Annotated in this window: 10 protein-coding genes; 2 read left to right on the forward strand and 8 right to left on the reverse strand. The window is 43.3% G+C overall.

Annotated elements, in window-relative coordinates; genetic code table 11:
* Positions 1 to 88: 88 nt before the first annotated feature.
* Entirely contained in the window at positions 89 to 8692 is an 8604-nt protein-coding gene (locus L3V41_RS06770) for an Ig-like domain-containing protein (RefSeq protein WP_237127401.1), read from the forward strand.
* A 131-nt stretch (positions 8693 to 8823) separates the two neighbouring features.
* Here the strand turns inward: L3V41_RS06770 and L3V41_RS06775 are convergent, their stop codons facing one another.
* From L3V41_RS06775 to L3V41_RS06805, 7 genes are all read right to left on the reverse strand, one after another.
* Positions 8824 to 9654 (reverse strand): sugar phosphate isomerase/epimerase, encoded by an 831-nt coding sequence (locus L3V41_RS06775; RefSeq protein ID WP_237127402.1) that lies wholly within the window; start codon positions 9652 to 9654, stop codon positions 8824 to 8826.
* 74 nt (positions 9655 to 9728) lie between these two features.
* Positions 9729 to 10484, reverse strand: coding sequence for a gluconate 2-dehydrogenase subunit 3 family protein (locus L3V41_RS06780; protein WP_062568070.1), 756 nt, complete (start codon positions 10482 to 10484; stop codon positions 9729 to 9731).
* Between the two features lie 2 nt (positions 10485 to 10486).
* Positions 10487 to 12166: a GMC family oxidoreductase gene (locus L3V41_RS06785; protein ID WP_062568069.1), complete on the reverse strand. Its 1680-nt coding sequence runs from the start codon at positions 12164 to 12166 to the stop codon at positions 10487 to 10489.
* 1 nt (position 12167) lies between these two features.
* On the reverse strand, positions 12168 to 12860 hold the full coding sequence (locus L3V41_RS06790) for a DUF1080 domain-containing protein (RefSeq protein ID WP_237127403.1): 693 nt from the start codon (positions 12858 to 12860) through the stop codon (positions 12168 to 12170).
* Between the two features lie 24 nt (positions 12861 to 12884).
* Complete coding sequence (locus tag L3V41_RS06795) at positions 12885 to 14105, reverse strand: MFS transporter (protein WP_237127404.1); 1221 nt, start codon at positions 14103 to 14105, stop codon at positions 12885 to 12887.
* 34 nt (positions 14106 to 14139) lie between these two features.
* Complete coding sequence (locus tag L3V41_RS06800) at positions 14140 to 15192, reverse strand: sugar phosphate isomerase/epimerase (RefSeq protein ID WP_237127405.1); 1053 nt, start codon at positions 15190 to 15192, stop codon at positions 14140 to 14142.
* Positions 15193 to 15198: 6 nt separating this feature from the next.
* Positions 15199 to 16359: a Gfo/Idh/MocA family oxidoreductase gene (locus L3V41_RS06805; RefSeq protein WP_237127406.1), complete on the reverse strand. Its 1161-nt coding sequence runs from the start codon at positions 16357 to 16359 to the stop codon at positions 15199 to 15201.
* Between the two features lie 162 nt (positions 16360 to 16521).
* Here L3V41_RS06805 and L3V41_RS06810 point away from each other — a divergent pair, with 162 nt between their 5' ends.
* Positions 16522 to 17247: an AraC family transcriptional regulator gene (locus L3V41_RS06810; protein WP_062568064.1), complete on the forward strand. Its 726-nt coding sequence runs from the start codon at positions 16522 to 16524 to the stop codon at positions 17245 to 17247.
* Here the strand turns inward: L3V41_RS06810 and L3V41_RS06815 are convergent.
* Positions 17244 to 18113: a BadF/BadG/BcrA/BcrD ATPase family protein gene (locus tag L3V41_RS06815; RefSeq protein ID WP_062568063.1), complete on the reverse strand. Its 870-nt coding sequence runs from the start codon at positions 18111 to 18113 to the stop codon at positions 17244 to 17246. The two genes, L3V41_RS06810 and L3V41_RS06815, sit on opposite strands and share 4 nt — an antisense overlap.
* Position 18114 lies beyond the last annotated feature (1 nt).

Genomic DNA, 18114 nt, shown 5'->3' on the forward strand with positions numbered 1-18114 from the left:
AAGCATTTGTTTAATATGATAAAAAGCAGAAATTGCTTCATATCATGGGATTTTATGTGTATCAAGCGCAGGTTAGAGGTTGAGTATCATGCGATTAAATAAAATAACTAATTCTATTAGGCTTGTTGGTTTATCAACAACCTTGACTGCATCAATAGCAACCTCGGCTGCAACAATTGATTATACCAATGTAGATACAGGGGGGGCAGTAAACGACTATACCTCAACAGTCAGTCTATCTACTAGCACAAACTTTACAATCGATTGGGGAACCGGTTTACAAGGTAGCAATGTATATACGGATGAAAAAGTATATGCGGCGAATGCTGCAATGCTGCCATTTGATACGGCATCAAATATCGCTTTCAATGCTTCTACAGGCGGTTTTCAGCTATCCGCTACAAATAACTTTTCATTAGACTCTATGTACTTAGGGCGAAGATCTACTGGTAGCACTAGTGATAACGTTTTTACTATTACGGGCTACCGAAGTGGCAGCGCGGTTATTACCGATGATTTAACATGGAGTGTTTTTTCGGGAGGCAGTGCTGAAACATTTACCAGAGGCTCAGGTACTTGGTCGGATGATGTTGAATGGCAAAATATAGATACATTAGTAGTTACTTGGGCTACAACCTCAGATGGTTCTGGCGGTGTGGTTGGCACTACAGACTTTGAGGAGATAGCTGTTCTGAGTATGGTGGTGACTAACCCTGTAGCCTCCGATTCAACCCCACCAATAATCAGTGAAGTGACACCCGTTACAACCCCAACGAACGATAACACGCCTAACTACACCTTTACTACCGATGAGGCTGGTACCTTGTCTGTAGGAGGTAGCTGTGGTACGTCGACATCTACAACTATCGGTGGTACAGGTAATCAAACTATAACTTTAACTCAAACTGATAATTCAACAGCTTTGGCTGATGGCACCTACAGCAACTGTACTATCACTGTGACCGATGCTGCGAATAATCCTAGTTCAGTTTTGAATATTACCAGTTTCACAGTGGATACTACAGCGCCAGCGGTTGCAGAAGTGACCGCAGTGACCACTCCAGGGAGTGACAGTACTCCGAGCTACACATTTAGTACCACTGAAACGGGCACACTATCAGTAGGAGGGAGTTGTGGCACCTCAAGCTCAACAACGATTAGTTCAACAGGTAACCAAACCATTACTCTGACGCAAACCGATAACAGCACAGCGCTCGTCGATGGTACATACAGTAATTGTACGATTACAATAACGGATGCTGCGGGTAATGCTAATACGCCACTGTCGATAACTGCTTTTACAATTGACAGTATAGGGCCTGCGTTTGATGGGGCAAATTCGACGCCAAATGATGATGCCACAGGTGTTGCAGGAAATGCCAATATCGTTGTTGATTTTAATGAAAATATATCCCTTGGAACGGGGAACATTACTATTCGTGATGTCAGTAGTAATAGTGACTTTGAAGTTTTTAATGTAGCAACCGAGAGCGATGGTACAACGACAAGCCCAAGTGCCGGTCGTATAGGCATTACAAATGATAAAATTTATATAAACCCTAGCAATAATTTAACGGGTAATCGTAACTACGCTATTCGTATTGACGCAACTGCTGTTGATGATTCTGCGGGAAACAGCTTTCCAGGTATTAATGATGATACAAGCTTTAATTTCTCGACAGGTAACACTGCACCTGCAGTTGACTTAGATTCAACGAGCGGCAGTGACGATAGCAGTGTATCATTCTCTGAAGGGGCTGGTGCGGTCAATATTGCAGCGAATGCGGCTGTGACAGAAACAGATGGCGACACGATAACAACCATTACCGTAAGTCTTACAAACGATCAAGATGGTGTATCTGAAGGGTTAAATATTAGTGCATCAGCCCAAGATGCATTGACGGGAGTTTCAGGATCGTCTGATATTACGCTACAAGATACAATATCTATAACGGGTGCAACTGCTTCTGCAGCAGAAGTACAAACATTTCTACAAGCCATCACTTACAACAATACTTCCAGTTCACCGAATCAAACTTCTAGAACTGTAACCGTTGTCATAAATGACGGTACAAATAATAGTACTTCTCGCACAGCGACTATTTCTGTGAGTAATCTCACAGCGGCGAGCAGTACTGCAGCCAGTTTTAATACAACAAACGGCACGAATTTATCTCCAGCAATTACCTTCACCAGTGACGATGAAACACTGACTATTGCTGATCCCAGCCATATTGTCGGTTCAATTGCAGATGGGGGCGCGGGGACAGATACCTTGTCTGTAGCAACAGGCTCTAATCTAGCTAATTTTACGACATTAACTAATTTCGAAACATTAACGCCAGAAACTGATGGATCTTTGACACTTACAGAAACGCAGCATGATGCGTTTACCACGATCAATGGCTCAGGTACTAACCAATTTACAATATCGAGTGCTGATGGAGATCAAACCCTTATCGGTGATAGCGATATCGAGTCTTATGTGCTGGGTGCGGCAATGAGCTTTACACTGGCTAGTTCTGCGCAGAGTGTTACGGGAAGCACTGGAGTTGATACTATAGATGTTGCAGGTTTTACGACAACAGGTACGCTTGCAGGTGGTGCGGGTACAGATACGTTACGAGCGGATACTGGCGCAAACATCAGTGGTGCAACGCTTAGCAGCTTTGAGTCATTGACCTTGAGTGATAATGCATCAGTGACGATGACCGAAGCACAGCATGATAACTTCACAACAATCACTGCTGCTGGCACTGAGAGTATCACTATCAGTGATTCAAGTGATGGTTTAACGGGTAATAGTGCAGTTGAAACATACATATTGTCTGCAGTTAACACTTTTACTTTGGGTCATGCAGCGCAGAACCTAACAGGGAGCAGTGGTGACGATACAGTAAATGTAGGCACATTGAATGCAACGGGAACGCTGGCTGGAGGAAGTGGAACAGATACACTCATACTCAGCAATAGTGGGAATATTGCTGGCGCAACGGTTAGTGGTTTTGAAAATTTATCAGTAGCAGAAAATGGTTCAGCTACAATTTCGGTAGCGCAATTATCGTCGTTTACCGGAACAGTTTCTGGTAGTGGAAGTGAGTCTTTAACACTGTCAGGTGACGGTGATATTACCACTATTTCTGCAATTGAAAGTTATACACTGTCTGATGATTCTACAAACGCACGAACAGTGACAGTAAGCAACACTAACCACTCTGTTACAGCTACTTCAACTTCAGATGCAGTGACCTTCGATTTAGGTTCGCTTACTTACACAGGCACAATCACGGGTGACAATACGACTGCGGACACATTATCTTTGGGTTCTGGTGCTGATATTACTGCTGCAACTATCAATGGAGTAAGTAATTTAACGATAGAATCGGGTGCCAATGTTGCAATGACAGTCAGCCAGCACCAAAACTTTAACGGTACATTGACTGCCAGTGGGTCGGAAACTATTACGCTAAGTGGTGACGGGGATATAACAGCACTAACAGGTATCGAAAACTATCTGATTGGTGATGATAGTTCTAATACTCGAACCATCACAATTTTAAGCGGTACGACATCTGTCACAGCTAATTCAACTTCAGATGCCATCACGTTTGCTATCGGCGGAAGTGCTTACAGTGGCATATTAACTGGCGATAGTAGTGTTGCTGATAATCTATTAGTAACTGATGGTGCAGACGTCAGTGGTGGTGTATTTAATAGTATAGGAACGCTCAGCTTAGCGAGTGGTGCAAGTGTTGCTGTTGATGCTGAAAATTTAAATGATTTTACAACTGGCATTACTGGCAGTACAGGCATTGAAACACTAAACCTTATGGATGGGGGAACCTTTGACTTTGCTACAACTAATGTTACGGGAATCGAAGGGATCTCAATTGGCACTAATAATGTAGCAACGATTAATTTAACTGATAACTTCAATGCAGATACACAAACAGTGTCTGTTACTAATACCACTGGCAGTGCAATAACTGCTGATCTAGTAATTGATGCTTCAGCGTTTGTTGGCGATGTTCTTGAAATTACCGCTGCTGACTTAGATGGATCAGACACGATGATTGGTGGTAGTGGTGCAGATACTATCCGCCCAGGTGAGGGAGCAGATACCATCACAGGTAATGGTGGAAGTGATAACTTCATTGGTGAATCAAGTGATTTGAATGGCGATACACTAACAGATCTGAGTATTGGTGACGTAATAACGATTACTGGTATGACTGGGTTATCAACCAGTAATGTGCGTTTTAATGGCAGCAGTATCCTAGAGATTGATACCAATGCTACTGACTTCTCAAGTCCTGAAATATCACTCTCACTTACAAATGCTCCAGCGAGTGATCTTGTGTATACAGTCGCTGACTCGGGCAGTGATACTGTGATTACTTTTGGATCTTCAAATAGTGGCCCTGTTTTTAGTGGCTTAAATGGAGGAAGCACGTTTACTGAGGGCGGTTCAGCGATCGTAATTGATGCCAATGTCACAGTCGCAGATAGTGAACTAGACGCACTTAATAGCGGCAATGGTAATTATGATGGCGCATCTGTAACTATCGCGCGAGCGGGTGGAGCCAACGGTAACGATCTCTTTACTAACACAGGGTTGCTGGGAGTGTTAACTCAAGGCGGTGCGCTAAGCTATAATAGCAATGTGGTGGGAACGGTAACCACTAATTCAGCAGGAACATTACAACTTACTTTCAACAGTAATGCGACTTCAGTTCTCGTTGATAGTGTGTTGCAAGCAATTGGCTACATTAATAATGCTAATAACCCTGCCTCAACAGTCACGCTTAACTATACTTTTAATGATGGGCTGATAGATAGTACGGGCACCAATCAGGCTATTGTAACAATTGTCCCTCCAAGTGTTCCGTCGAATAATGCACCGGTTATTTCAGGTCAACCTATTACTTCAATAGATGAAGACACGCTTTATAGCTTTACTCCTTCTGCGACAGATTCAGACGGCGATAGCTTGGAGTTCAGTATTACGAACTTACCATTATGGGCTCGTTTTGATAATACGACGGGAACAATCTCAGGTACACCAATTGAGGGACAAAGTGGTAGTTACGATAATATTGTTATTACTGTCTCTGACGGTGAACTTGAATCAGCTCTACCAGCATTTAACATTATTGTGAATCCAGTGAATGATGCACCTGTTATTTTCGGTGTACCGCCTATCGAGGTGAAGCAAGGTGAAAACTATAGTTTCACGCCTACCGTTGAAGATGTGGATTCAGATACATTCAGCTTTTTTGTCTCTAATCTACCTGCATGGCTGAGTTTTGATACTTCTACGGGCAGACTTTCAGGCACGCCTGATATTACTGACGTAGGTAATTATGAAAATATTGTCATTAGTGTCAGTGATGGTTCATTACAAGCAAGTTTAGAAGGGTTCTCTATCCTTGTTACTGCGACTAACGCAGCGCCAGTAGCCAATGACATGCAGAGAAATGTCCAAGAAGATGGGACAACGAGCTTTGTGGCAGATGTTCAAGACGCCAATGATGATTCATTAGTTATCGAACTTATCTCGCAACCTGAAAATGGTAACGTACAAGTACAAGGGACGATTTTTACTTATACACCGAGCCCAAATTTTAATGGCAATGATACATTTACTTATCGTGTTTCTGATGGACAATTATCATCTAATGACGCTTCAGTGGTGATAAATGTAAGTGCGGTAAATGATGTCCCTGTGGCGAATGACGATAACTTTAATTTTGCAGCCGTATCTGATAATCAATATACATTATCAGTACTTGAAAATGACACCGATGCTGATGGCGATGCATTGCGTATCATTGGTGCAAAAGCGTCGATAGGGACAGTATCTATCAACAATAACACGTTGAGTTATCAAGCAATTGAGAATACTCAAGGCCCAATTCTTGTTAATTATATTATCGAAGACGAGAATAAAGCTCGAGCTAAAGCGACTGCAACGATTGCTATTAATAGTGATGATTCTTCAAAAGTGCCAGTCATCACGGCACCTGCAGATTTAACTGTCAATGCAACAGGTTTGTTCACCAAAGTTGATTTGGGGATAGCAATGGCGTTTGATAACTTAGGTAATCCTCTACCTGTTTCGCTCGTGCGTGGAGCCCCCATTTTTGCACCGGGTAAACACTTAGTGTACTGGCAAACCGAGGATAATGAAGGTCAACAAGTAACGACAACTCAGCAATTAAACGTCAATCCTCTTGTATCATTACAAAAAGATAGTCGAGTTGCTGAAGATAAAGAGCATGCCGTTAAAGTGTATTTAAACGGACCTGCTCCAAGTTATCCTGTGGTAATTCCTTACACTGTATCTGGTACAGCGGACAGCGCTGATCATGATTTACAATCTGGCGAATTGGTTATAAGCGCTGGCGTGTCGGCGAGTATTCCACTAATGATTTTTGCCGACAGTAGTGATGAAGGTAACGAAACTATTGTTATAACCCTTGGTGACTCTGTAAATAAGGGCGCAAAATCTACTTCAACGGTGACAATTGTCGAAGACAATGTCGCGCCGAATATTGAGACCTTAGTTTTACAGAATAATCAACAACGCAGCACTATTACTGCTTCAGGTGAATTGGTGACAATTACCGCAAACGTATCAGATCCAAATCCAACGGATGAAGTAACTGTTGAGTGGGATGCTGCGCCAGAGTTTGTGAACACCTCAAATGATCCGTTCATTTTTGAGTTTAATCCAGCCGCTGTAGCTTCTGGCATTTACAAGGTACGTGTTACTGCAAAAGATAATGCAGTACCAAGTTTGTCGACTATGAAAGATGTTTATATTGAAGTAATACCGTCACTACCTGAACTGACTGCGGTTGATAGAGATGGCGATTTAATACCTGATGATCAAGAAGGGTATGTAGACTCTGACAGTGACGGTATTCCTGATTTTATGGATGCAATCTCTGATTGTAACGTAATGCAAGAGCAAGCATTAGAGTCGTCACAATTTTTAGTAGAAGGTGACCCTGGAGTATGTCTGCGCAAAGGGGCTACAGTGCCGCAAAATAATACGGGCGGTTTGCAGTTGCTAGAAACAGAATTACCGGAAGATCCAACTGCAAGCAATACTGGAGGGCTATTCGACTTTATAGCAACGGGTTTACCAGAAGTTGGTGATACCTACAGTATTGTTTTACCGCAGAGACAACCTATTCCTGTAAATGCTGTTTATCGGAAATTAATTAATGGAGATTGGCAGAACTTTGTAATTGTTGACGGCAATGAAGTACTGTCAACACAAGGTGAACCTGGTTTCTGTCCTCCGCCAGGTAGTAATGAGTGGACAACAGGGCTATCTGAAGGGGACTGGTGTGTACAACTACGTATTGTTGACGGTGGTCCAAATGATGATGATGGTGTTGCCAATGGTAGTATTGTAGACCCAGGTGGTGTTGCTGTGCCAACCACAGGAAATAACGCCCCAATTGCGAATGCCGATGCTGTGACAATTATGGCTGAGGAATCTGTCGTTATTGATGTGATAGCCAATGATGAAGACATCGATAATGATACCCTTACCATTACCGGTGCAACGGTTGATTTCGGTACTGTTGTTATCGAGAATAATCGGCTTGTTTACACGCCTATAGTCGGGTATATCGGGGATGCGACTATTCAATACAGTATCACTGATGGGATGGGAGGAACGGCTAATAGTACTGCAATTGTGACTATTAAAGTTAATCAAGCTCCCGTGACACAAAATGATAGCGCATCTAGCAATGGAGAAACCATCACGATTGATGTTTTAGCTAATGACAGCGACCCAGAACAAGGTGAACTGTTCTTAGTTTCGGCTACCACAGAATTTGGCACTTCCGTTGTTAACAGCGATGGTACGTTGAGCTACACACCCGCGGCTGGTTTTGAAGGGATGGATACAATCAACTATATTGTGAAAGATGCACAAGGTGCGCAATCACAGGGAAGCGTTTCAGTAACCGTTGAGTTAAAACAAACTGTTAATGTGAGCAATAAATCATCAGGTGGTGGCCTTGGCATGATCACCTTACTCGTCGTTTCTGCTTTTGTAGTAAGACGTAGAGTGTCTCGGTTACCGAGTTTTGCTCTCCTATCCACTAGTTGTGTGTTAGCAAGTTCAGCAGCCGCGGAAGATTGGCAAGTGTCTGCAACCCTAGGTCAAGCGACAGCTCAAAGTTCATATTCATCTGAGCAATGGGTACAAACGGCGATTGATGATGAAAGCGTTAGTTGGTCCGTTGGTGCTTTTTATAATTTAAAACCTAATTGGAAGTTGGGTATTAGATATATTGATTTAGGCGAAGCGAGTGTTAATTTTTCTAAAGAAACGAGTAACCCTGAGCAAGCGCACTCAGAACTTTCAGACAAAGCACCTGCTTTACCTACTGGCTTGGCAATTCAAGCTAACTATTTAGTTGATTTAGCCTCATCGCTCAAAGGGGAGCTGTTTCTAGGTGCGTATCATTGGAAATATAAAATAAACAGTCGCAGAGATAATTCAAATACTATTGTCAAACGGGATGAAGGAACTGACCTTTTTCTTGGCGCAGGTATAAATTATCAACTACTTGACTCAGTTAGTATAGGTGTTGACTATACGCGATATTTTGTCTCTGAGAATGATATAAATGAAATTGCTCTTTCAATGAGCTATCAATTTTAATTATTTAAAAGCCAGCACTTTTGTGCTGGCTTTTTTATTAGAGTTAGCCGACAGAGCAAAAACACTTGGAGTTGAATTAGCAAGGTCATACTTATTTTTACAAAAATTGTGGACCTATAATGCTGAACTCTTTAGCGATTATGTAAAATCTTATCCAAGTTCTGTTTTGATTTAGCAACGCTTTGTAGTGGGGTTAGTCCGTTTGGGTATTCTTCCTGTTCCATCACTAGCCACTCGGTGTCGCCGTGCGATTCTAACGTATCGATGATGGCAGACCAATCAATGTTGTTTTCACCTATTATCGGGCTCATGTTGCTGCCCTCAATCGTGCGTACTTTAATGTGCGTTGCAAGTGTACGGTTAGGGTACTTTTTAATAAAGTAGATTGGATCTTTATCTGCGTAATTGACCCAGCCAATATCTAACTGCAATGGCATAGTTTTGGGTGTATTACTGGCAATATAATCCCAAAACGTTGCGTTATTAAAAGCATTAAACTCTTTATTATGATTGTGAAAACCGATCTTCATATCAAGGCGGGTTGCATAATCACTGACTTTAGTGAGCTCTTTAACCAGTGTTCTAACCCCTTCTGGGTGCCATGCTCGCTCATCCCAAGGTACATAAAGTGTCGTAACGCCAAGAGTCTTGTAAAACAGCAGGGTGCTATCAATTGTGTTTTCACTGAGCGCATCAAAGCCTATATGGGCACTACTGGCAACTAAGCCTAATTCACTGAGCTTTGCTCTTAAGGCTGCTGGGTTATTAGAGTAGGGGCCAAAATCTCCGGCAAACTCAACACCGTCAAAGCCCATTTCGGCAAGAGACTTAAGCGTACCATGAAAGTCATTTTTTAAGGTGTCTTTGACTGACCATAACTGCACACTCACTGGCAGTTTTGCGAATAATTGACCACTAAATACAAGGCTAAAAATGAGCAATAAAATGCGGGTTTTAAACATACTTAAATCCTAAAAAAGCAGGGGAGAGCTCCCCTGCATTAAACTGTGTTATAAAACAACACAAGGGGGGAAAGTTAATCGGTATAGGCGTACTCGCTTAAACCAAGCTCAGCTAAAACCTGATCTAAATGAGCTTTTGCTTCATCAGAAGGGCCAGGGTAATCACCAGCAATTGGTACATTACCAAGGTAACCTATGTCTTTACAGCCTTCAGGTGTACAGAAAAAGGCAGCAAGCACTAACTCTTTAAAGCGTAAAAAGGCTTTACCAATACGCTGAAATTGCAGAGGTGTCTGCTCGTTTAAAAACGCAATATCGTCTAAAATCGCGCGATGTTGCTTTTCGTTAAGCGCAACAAATTGCTTTTTAAAACGAAGCTGTGCTTCATCGTTAAGCCACGCGAGTGAATTTAAAATTTTAATTCTATCGCGTTGTTGGCCTTCATAAGGCGCGCTTACCCACTCATTAATAACTGCCGGTACTTGTAGCTCACTGGCTGAAGGAATTTCTCCTTCGCGCGGTACAATGTAATCAGATAAAAGCGCTACTAACGTAAGCTCGTCCGCTGTTAAGGTCAGCGGCCAAGGTGATTCTGGTGGCATCACCAAATTAGGATCTTGGCCATAGCCTTTAGCGGTGACAGGCTTAATATCTAAATCAGGCCAATGCTCTTTTGCAGAGACAGCACCGTCATCTTCAAGTGCTTTTGTGCAGCCAGCAGTTAAACCAACCGCCGAGCCCGCAGCTAATAGGCCAAGCCATTTTAAAGACTCACGGCGGCTCATGTTAGAAACATAGTTATATGAGTCATGTTCGTTACGATGATGCATAATTAAAGTACCCCGTTATCAATTTGTTGAGCAAGCCAAGTTGAATTACGCATTGCCAGTGTCATGATGGTGAGCGTACAGTTTTTATGGGGGTTAGAAGCAAATACACCGGCATCCATTACAAATAGGTTATTACAATCCCATGTTTGACCCCATTGATTGGTGACCGAATCTTTCTTTGAGCTGCCCATTCGTGTGGTGCCCACTTCGTGAATGATTTCGCCACCTTTAGAAATGGCTTTTTCTGCAGGCGGGAGCTCGCCAACGGTCGCCCCCATGTTTTCTAAGATTTGCTTCGCGGTTTTTAAACCATGTTCTATTTGCTTTAACTCTCTATCTGACCACTTAAAGTGGAACTTTGATACCGGAATACCCCATTTGTCTTTAACCTTTTCGTCGATTTCCATGTAGGTATCTTTGTTCGGTAACATTTCGCCACGTAGAGCAAAACCAACGTAAGAGCCATATGCATCACGAATTTGCTGTTTGAGGGCAGGGCCATAGCCTTGTTTATCACCCGATACACCCGAGCCTGGTTGCCTAAAGCCACCGCCAATTTCAAAGTGATAACCACGTGGGAAATCTAATTCATTGTTAGCTTGTGCTTGATGACCCCACCAAGGAATAAATAAGTGATTAGCGGTATGGCCATCTTCGTTATAGCGTGGGCGGCCTTTAAGTGCTGGAATTTGTGCACCTAACCATGCACCCGTCGAATCCATTAAGTTTCTACCTACTTGGCCACTTGAATTAGCAAGGCCTTTAGGGTGCTTTTTATTTTTTGAGTTTAATAAGATACGCGCTGATTCACAGGCACTGGCTGCTAAGATAACCACATCAGCATCAATGGCATGCTCAGTGACCGTATGTTTATCAACATAGGTTACGCCAGTTACTTTACCTTGCTCATCAACCTTGACTGATTTAACCATGGCATCGGTAATGACTTTTAAGTTACCGGTAGCTTTTGCCATTGGCAGTAATGATGTCGTCGTTTGAAAAGCGGCGCCAATCGAGCAACCCGAGCCACAAGGCGTTGCATAAAAACAGGCCATGCGGTCATCTTTCGGGCGGGTCAATACCGCGCGGTGCATAGGCACTGCTTGGATGCCCATTTTCTTTGCAGAGGCGGCAATTAAAAGCTCAGGAACACGCGGCTTCGGTGGTGGCTGTAAAATACCTGGCGATGAATCTGGCATATCTTCATGGCCTGTATTGGTGCCACATACACCAACAAGTTCTTCAGTTTTATCGTACCAAGGTGCTAAATCAGCGTATTCAAAAGGCCAGTCAGCACCGTGACCATCACGGCTTTTGCCTTTAAAATCGTGCTCGCTAAAGCGTAATGAATAGCGGCCCCAGTGGTTTGTTCGACCACCTAGCATACGTGCGCGCCACCAATAAAAGTCGCTCCCTTTTGCGCTAGTGTATGGCTCATCAGGCACTTGCCAGCCGCCATCAACAGTTGCGTCGTAAAAGCCAAAGTTTTTGTCTTTATTACCTGCACCCATAAGTGGGGCTTCGTTGTTACGACGAAACATCGGGCTTTCTGTTTTCGGGTCATAATTACGACCGGCTTCAAGTAATAACACTTTGTGGCCAAGTTTGGTCAGCGTGTAAGCAGCCATGGCACCGCCAGCACCAGAGCCAACTACTAATACCTTGTGTTTAAAATCAGACATCTTATAGCTCCTTGATTTTTATATTTTTAAACCACACTTTGTCGCCGTGGTCTTGAAGCCCAATGTGACCTTGCTCTGCAGTTGCAAAGTTTTTCCAGGTTGCAAACTTACTGCCTTTAACAAGGGTATTCCAGGTTGTACTACCAATCACAATGCTGGTGGTGCTAATACCGTTTTGCCAAACTTGTAAATGGTTGTCTTGCATCTTAATACGTACATGGTTCCAGCTATTTGCTGGTTTGTGCGCTGCAACTGGCGCAGCAAATAAATCGTAAATTGACCCCGCTAAATGTGAGTCAATTTCAGTATCTGGGTGTTCTTCGTTATCAATAATTTGAATTTCAGGCGCATGAGAGTAAATCATCTGCCCAGTTTCATCAGCCAGTACAAAAATACCGCTATTGCCTTTGGTAGAGATTTTCCAATCAATCTTTAATTCAAAGTTTTGGTACTGCTTCTTAGTGAGCAGGTCGCCACCACCTTTGGTTAGTGTCATAGCGCCATCTTCAACGACCCATGCAGGGTTTAAAGATTCGCTTTTAAAGTTACGCCATTGCGACATATCTTTACCATCAAACAATAACTGCCAGCCAGCTTGCTTTTCTTGTTGTGTAAGCTGATTGTCAGCCGCATTAGCGAGTGCACAGCTACTAATGGTAAGCATTAAAGTCAGTGCTTTAAGAGATTTAAACATAGTGTTCCTCGACGATTTACTTGCTTAAGATGCACATTTTTCGGTGCGTTTGTTGTTATTAACTACTAAATGCAACCCAATGAATGCGACGATTAAAATAATTGGGAAGATCAGCAGGTTTTGTAATACAGCCTGTCCGGCTAAAATTTCAATTTGTTCAGCACTAGCGCCACTTGCTTCTGCCGATGAGCGTGCCGTATCTATCCAGCTACCAATTACAGGGTTCCAAATGCTCATCGCAAACATGCCTGCACCGCCCATTAACGACATACCCAGCGCCCCTGACTTTGGAATGTATTCAGCAACGCAGCCAAGCATGGTTGGCCAAAAGTAGGTAACGCCAAGTGCAAATAATATGGCTGCTAGATAAATCATGCTGCCCTCGGCTTGGCTCATCATAAATATACCTAAGCTTGCACAAATGGCTGAACCAAGTAATACACCGGTAGGGTTGAGCTTGTGCACAATGGGGCCAGCAAAGAAGCGACCAACAGCCATCAGGCCAGTGATTAAGGCTAATACCACCATAGGAGAGGCACCCGATGAACCTAGAATACGCTCAATCCATTGTTGCGTGCCAAACTCAGTGGTTGCTGTGAGTGTCATACAGGCAATTAAAAAGAGGTATAACGGCGTGAATAAGTGGCGAATATTACTGCTGGTTGAGTGAGTACGCGTATCAAAGCTAGGAAACTGCGCTCTAATCAGCATAGCGCCATAAATAACCGTAGGCACTAAAATTAACGCCACTTGCCATTGCCAGTTTAAACCCGCTCCCGACATAAAGTTAGAGGCAAGTGCGCCAATCACAATGCCACCTGGGAACCAAACATGAAAACGGTTTAGCATGGTAGTGGTATTTTTAGGATACATTTCTGCAATCAGCGGATTACAGCCCGCTTCAACAGAGCCGTTAGCAAAACCAATCAAAAAGGTAGAAACCAGTAAGCCCCAAAAGCCATCGGCAGTAATGGTCAAAACCAGACCAAGTAAATGGCAGATAAAGGCTAACGCCACTAATTTCTTCGCGCCAATGGCATTATAAATAATGCCGCCGATCATAGTCGCAACCGGAAAACCTAAAAATGCCATGGCATTAACCCAACCTAATTCTGTGTCGGTTAGGCCAAACTCACTGCCAAGTTGACCTAAAATACCAGCACGAATGGCAAAGGTCATTGAGGTCACAATCAGTGCTATACAGCAAAGCCGAAAGACAATGCGGTTATAATTATTGTTGTCCATATTGTGTGTCCTGTGTGTTCTATTGTTGTCGGTTTTATAAACCTAAAATTCGATTATTTCGCTCAGTGTTTGTTGTGCCACTGGCAAAATCGTCAAAGGCTTTGTCTGTTGGATTTATTAAGTGGGCTTTAATAAACTCAGCGCCTTCTCTTGCCCCATCTTCTGGGTGCTTTAAGCAGCATTCCCATTCAAGTACAGCCCAACCATCAAACCCATATTGAGTTAACTTGCTGAAGATTTGCTTAAAATCTACTTGGCCATCTCCTAAAGAACGAAAACGTCCTGGTCGGTCTTGCCAGTTTTGAAAACCGCCATAAACACCTGAGCGGCCATTTGCGATAAATTCGGCATCTTTGACATGAAACGCCTTAATGCGCGAATGATAGATATCGATAAACGCTAAATAGTCGAGCTGTTGCAATACAAAATGGCTCGGATCATAAAGAATATTAACGCGCGGATGATTATTGGTTGCTGCTAAAAAGCGCTCAAATGTCACACCATCATGTAGGTCTTCACCCGGATGCAATTCATAACACACGTCTACGCCATGCTCGTCAAAGCAATCTAAAATAGGTAACCAACGCTTAGCAAGTTCACTAAAGCCTTGTTCAACAAGTCCCTGCGGACGCTGTGGCCACGGGTAAAAGGTATGCCATAAAAAAGAACCCGAAAAAGTCGCATGAGTTGTTAACCCCAGGTTCTTACTGGCTTTAGCAGCTAGCATCAGTTGCTGGGTTGCCCACTTAGTACGGGCAGCTGGGTTACCTTTTACATGCTCTGCGGCAAAGTTATCAAACATTTCATCGTACGCAGGGTGCACAGCAATTAACTGGCCTTGCAAATGTGTTGATAGCTCTGAAATTGTAAGTCCATACTCTGTGGCAATACCAGTGACTTCATCGCAGTATTGCTGACTTTGGGCGGCTTTTTCTAAATCGAAAATCTCAGGGTTTGAGGTAGGTACTTGAATCGCTTTGTAACCTAAACCGCTTGCCCACTTACATAAGCCACGAAGGCTATTAAAGGGGGCTTCTTTAGAAATAAACTGCGCCAAAAAAATTGCTGGCCCTTTGATTTTATTCATTCTTTATTATCCAATCTGTAATTTGTGCCACTTAATGTCTTGCTTTGCTGAAGCAACTACGTGCTCAATAAACGCCATACCACGCACAGCTTCATTGATGCCAGGCACATCAAATGCTGAGTTTGTTGCTCTATCGCCTTGTTTAAATGCATGAATTTGTGCTGCAAAATTGCTGTAGATATTAGCAAATGCTTCAAGGTAGCCCTCTGGGTGACCAGCAGGGGCGCGCAGTGCGTTTTGTGTGTCAGGGTGTAATTCACCCACACCCGCTCGCAGTAAAATAGAGGGTTGGTTGTGACCACGCAGCCATAAACTATTAGGCTCAAGCTGTGACCATTCAAGGCTTGCCTTGTCGCCGTAAATACGTAGCCGTAAGTTGTTTTCATCGCCAATAGCGATTTGGCTTGCCAGTAAAACGCCTTTACAACCATTATTGAATCTAAGTAGCACGGTGCCATCGTCATCAAGGGCGCGACCTTCAACCACATGGTTTAAATCGGCGCAAAGCTCGGTGATTTCGAGATCAGAGACATATTCGGCTAAGTTAGCTGCATGCACGCCAATGTCGCCCATACAACAACTAATGCCAGCCTTGCTGGTGTCTAAACGCCAGCTAGCTTGTTTTGAGCCTTCGTCTTCACTGTGTGCTAACCAACCTTGGGTGTACTCAACAATCACTTTACGTATAGTGCCAAGCTCACCGGCTTTAATGCGATGTTTGGCCTCTTTGACCATAGGGTAACCTGTGTAAGTGTGGGTTAACCCATATAAAACCTGCTGCTTTGCAATGATGGCTTGTAATTGCTCTGCTTCTGCGAGAGTGAGCGTTGCGGGTTTATCTGATAGCACATGAAAACCATGTTCAAGCGCCATTTTTGCGACCGGAAAATGCAAATGGTTGGGTGTTACAATAGCCACAAAGTCGATACGCTCATCAGCGGGTAATTTTGCTTCTTCGATAAATAAGCTTTGGTAACTGTCGTAGCAACGACTGCTATCAAGCCCGAGTAGTTCGCCAGTTGCTTTACATTTGTTTGCATCTGAACTGAATGCGCCTGCAACAAGCTCTATCATCCCGTCTAACCGCGCTGCAATTCGATGAATAGCGCCAATGAAGGCACCATCGCCACCGCCTACCATTGCCATGCGGATCTTAGCTTTGCTCATCTTAAGCGCTCCTAATTTAAATAGCGTTAGCTACTGTTAATCTCATGTTATTGATAATAGGAAAGCTTGAGCAATAAGTGATAATAAAAATTCGGTTGACAATGCAACAAAATCGGCGTTTAAAATATATAGCATTATTCGGGAAAGAGACAAAATTGAGCGATGGATATACAAGAAATAATAAAAAAAGCTGGTGTAAATCAGTTGATTGCTGCATTTGACTTATTGCCAGATATTCTCTTTTGGGTAAAAGACACAGACAGTAGAATCTTGCATTGTAATCAACATTTTATTGAGCATCAGGGTTATAAAACACTTGAGCAAATATTGTTAAAAACAGACTTCGATTTTTCCCCAAAACACTTGGCGTTTCAATACGTCAATGATGATAAGCGAGTGATGGAAGGCTTCATAGTGACTGACCGTTTAGAGCTCAACCAAACTCAACAAGGTGAGCTTGGTTGGTTTTCAACGTCAAAGCATGCTTTAAAAGATCACGATGGCAATGTGATTGGTACTTATGGAGTGACTCGACATCTACAAAAAACCTCAAAAGCACTTTCTCATGTAAGGGCAATTGAAGAGCCGGTAAAATTTATTCGCGAGCATTATCATCGTCAGATCAGCATTGATGAATTAGCAGAGCTTGCGCACTTGTCGGTAAGTGCTTTAGAGCGCCGCTTTAAAAAGCACTTAGCAAAAACTCCCAATCAATTTATTAACGAAGTGCGCCTCGAAAATGCCCGCAAGCTACTCATTGAAACGCAACTGCCTATTTCACAAGTGGCTTATCAGTGTGGGTTTTCTGAACCGAGTTACTTCAGCAAACAATTTCGGCGTTTGTTTGGTGAAATTCCCTCACAAATGCGCTCACAACTCGGCGATTAAATTGCCGCTCTTGCCATTAAAATAGCCCCTTGCTCAGCACTGGCAAGGGCGGGGGTTAAACGCGCTTTACTGGCATCAGTTAAATAAGGCGTGATGGCACTGGCAATGCCGCCCATCAAGGTAACGTTTTCAATACCTTGTTTTTCAAAGTAAGCGATATAGCGGGTAATGTATGCGCACGCTTCATTTATTAATTGCTGACAAAAAGCGTCATCAGAATAGCTAAAAGCCAGCGGTGCAAATTTGGCGAGCTCAACAGGGCGTGCTGATATTAAACGCTGACTTAACGCTTGGCTTGAGTTGCAGTTAAGCTGGGTGAGCAGGGTATCTACAGCAGCGGAACTTTTCGCAACACCATCAAGTACTTCAAATGCTTTACGGCAAAGTTGTAAGCCTAACCAACCACCACTGGCACCATCGCTCAACAATAAACCATAGCCTCCCAATTCACTAAATTGGTTTTGCTGTTGGTAGCCTGCACAAAAGCCGGTGCCAATAATAATCACCGCGCCATCATGGTGTTGGTGTGCGCCTTTACACGCAATCAGCATATCTGTTGAAAGAGTAAACTTAGCAAAAGGGTGCTGCCATTTGGTCATGGCTTGATAGGCAGAGTCGATATTGGCACCGGCAAGCCCAGCATGCACATAGGTGTTTTTGAGCTCGCTTAAGGCAAGCCCTGCCTCATGAAAAGCAAGCTCAGTGGCGTGCAGTATTGAGTCTTGGCTTTGTTGACAGCTGGTGGCCACGTTTGCTGAGCCACTTATGGCTTCGCTAAGCAAAGAGCCATTTTCGTTTTCTAAACGAACTTTACACTTACTGCCACCGCCATCAATACCTAAAAAATACGTTGCTTTTTTCGCCATG

The organism is Pseudoalteromonas sp. L21 (assembly GCF_021728035.1).
Taxonomy (GTDB): Bacteria; Pseudomonadota; Gammaproteobacteria; order Enterobacterales; family Alteromonadaceae; genus Pseudoalteromonas; species Pseudoalteromonas arabiensis.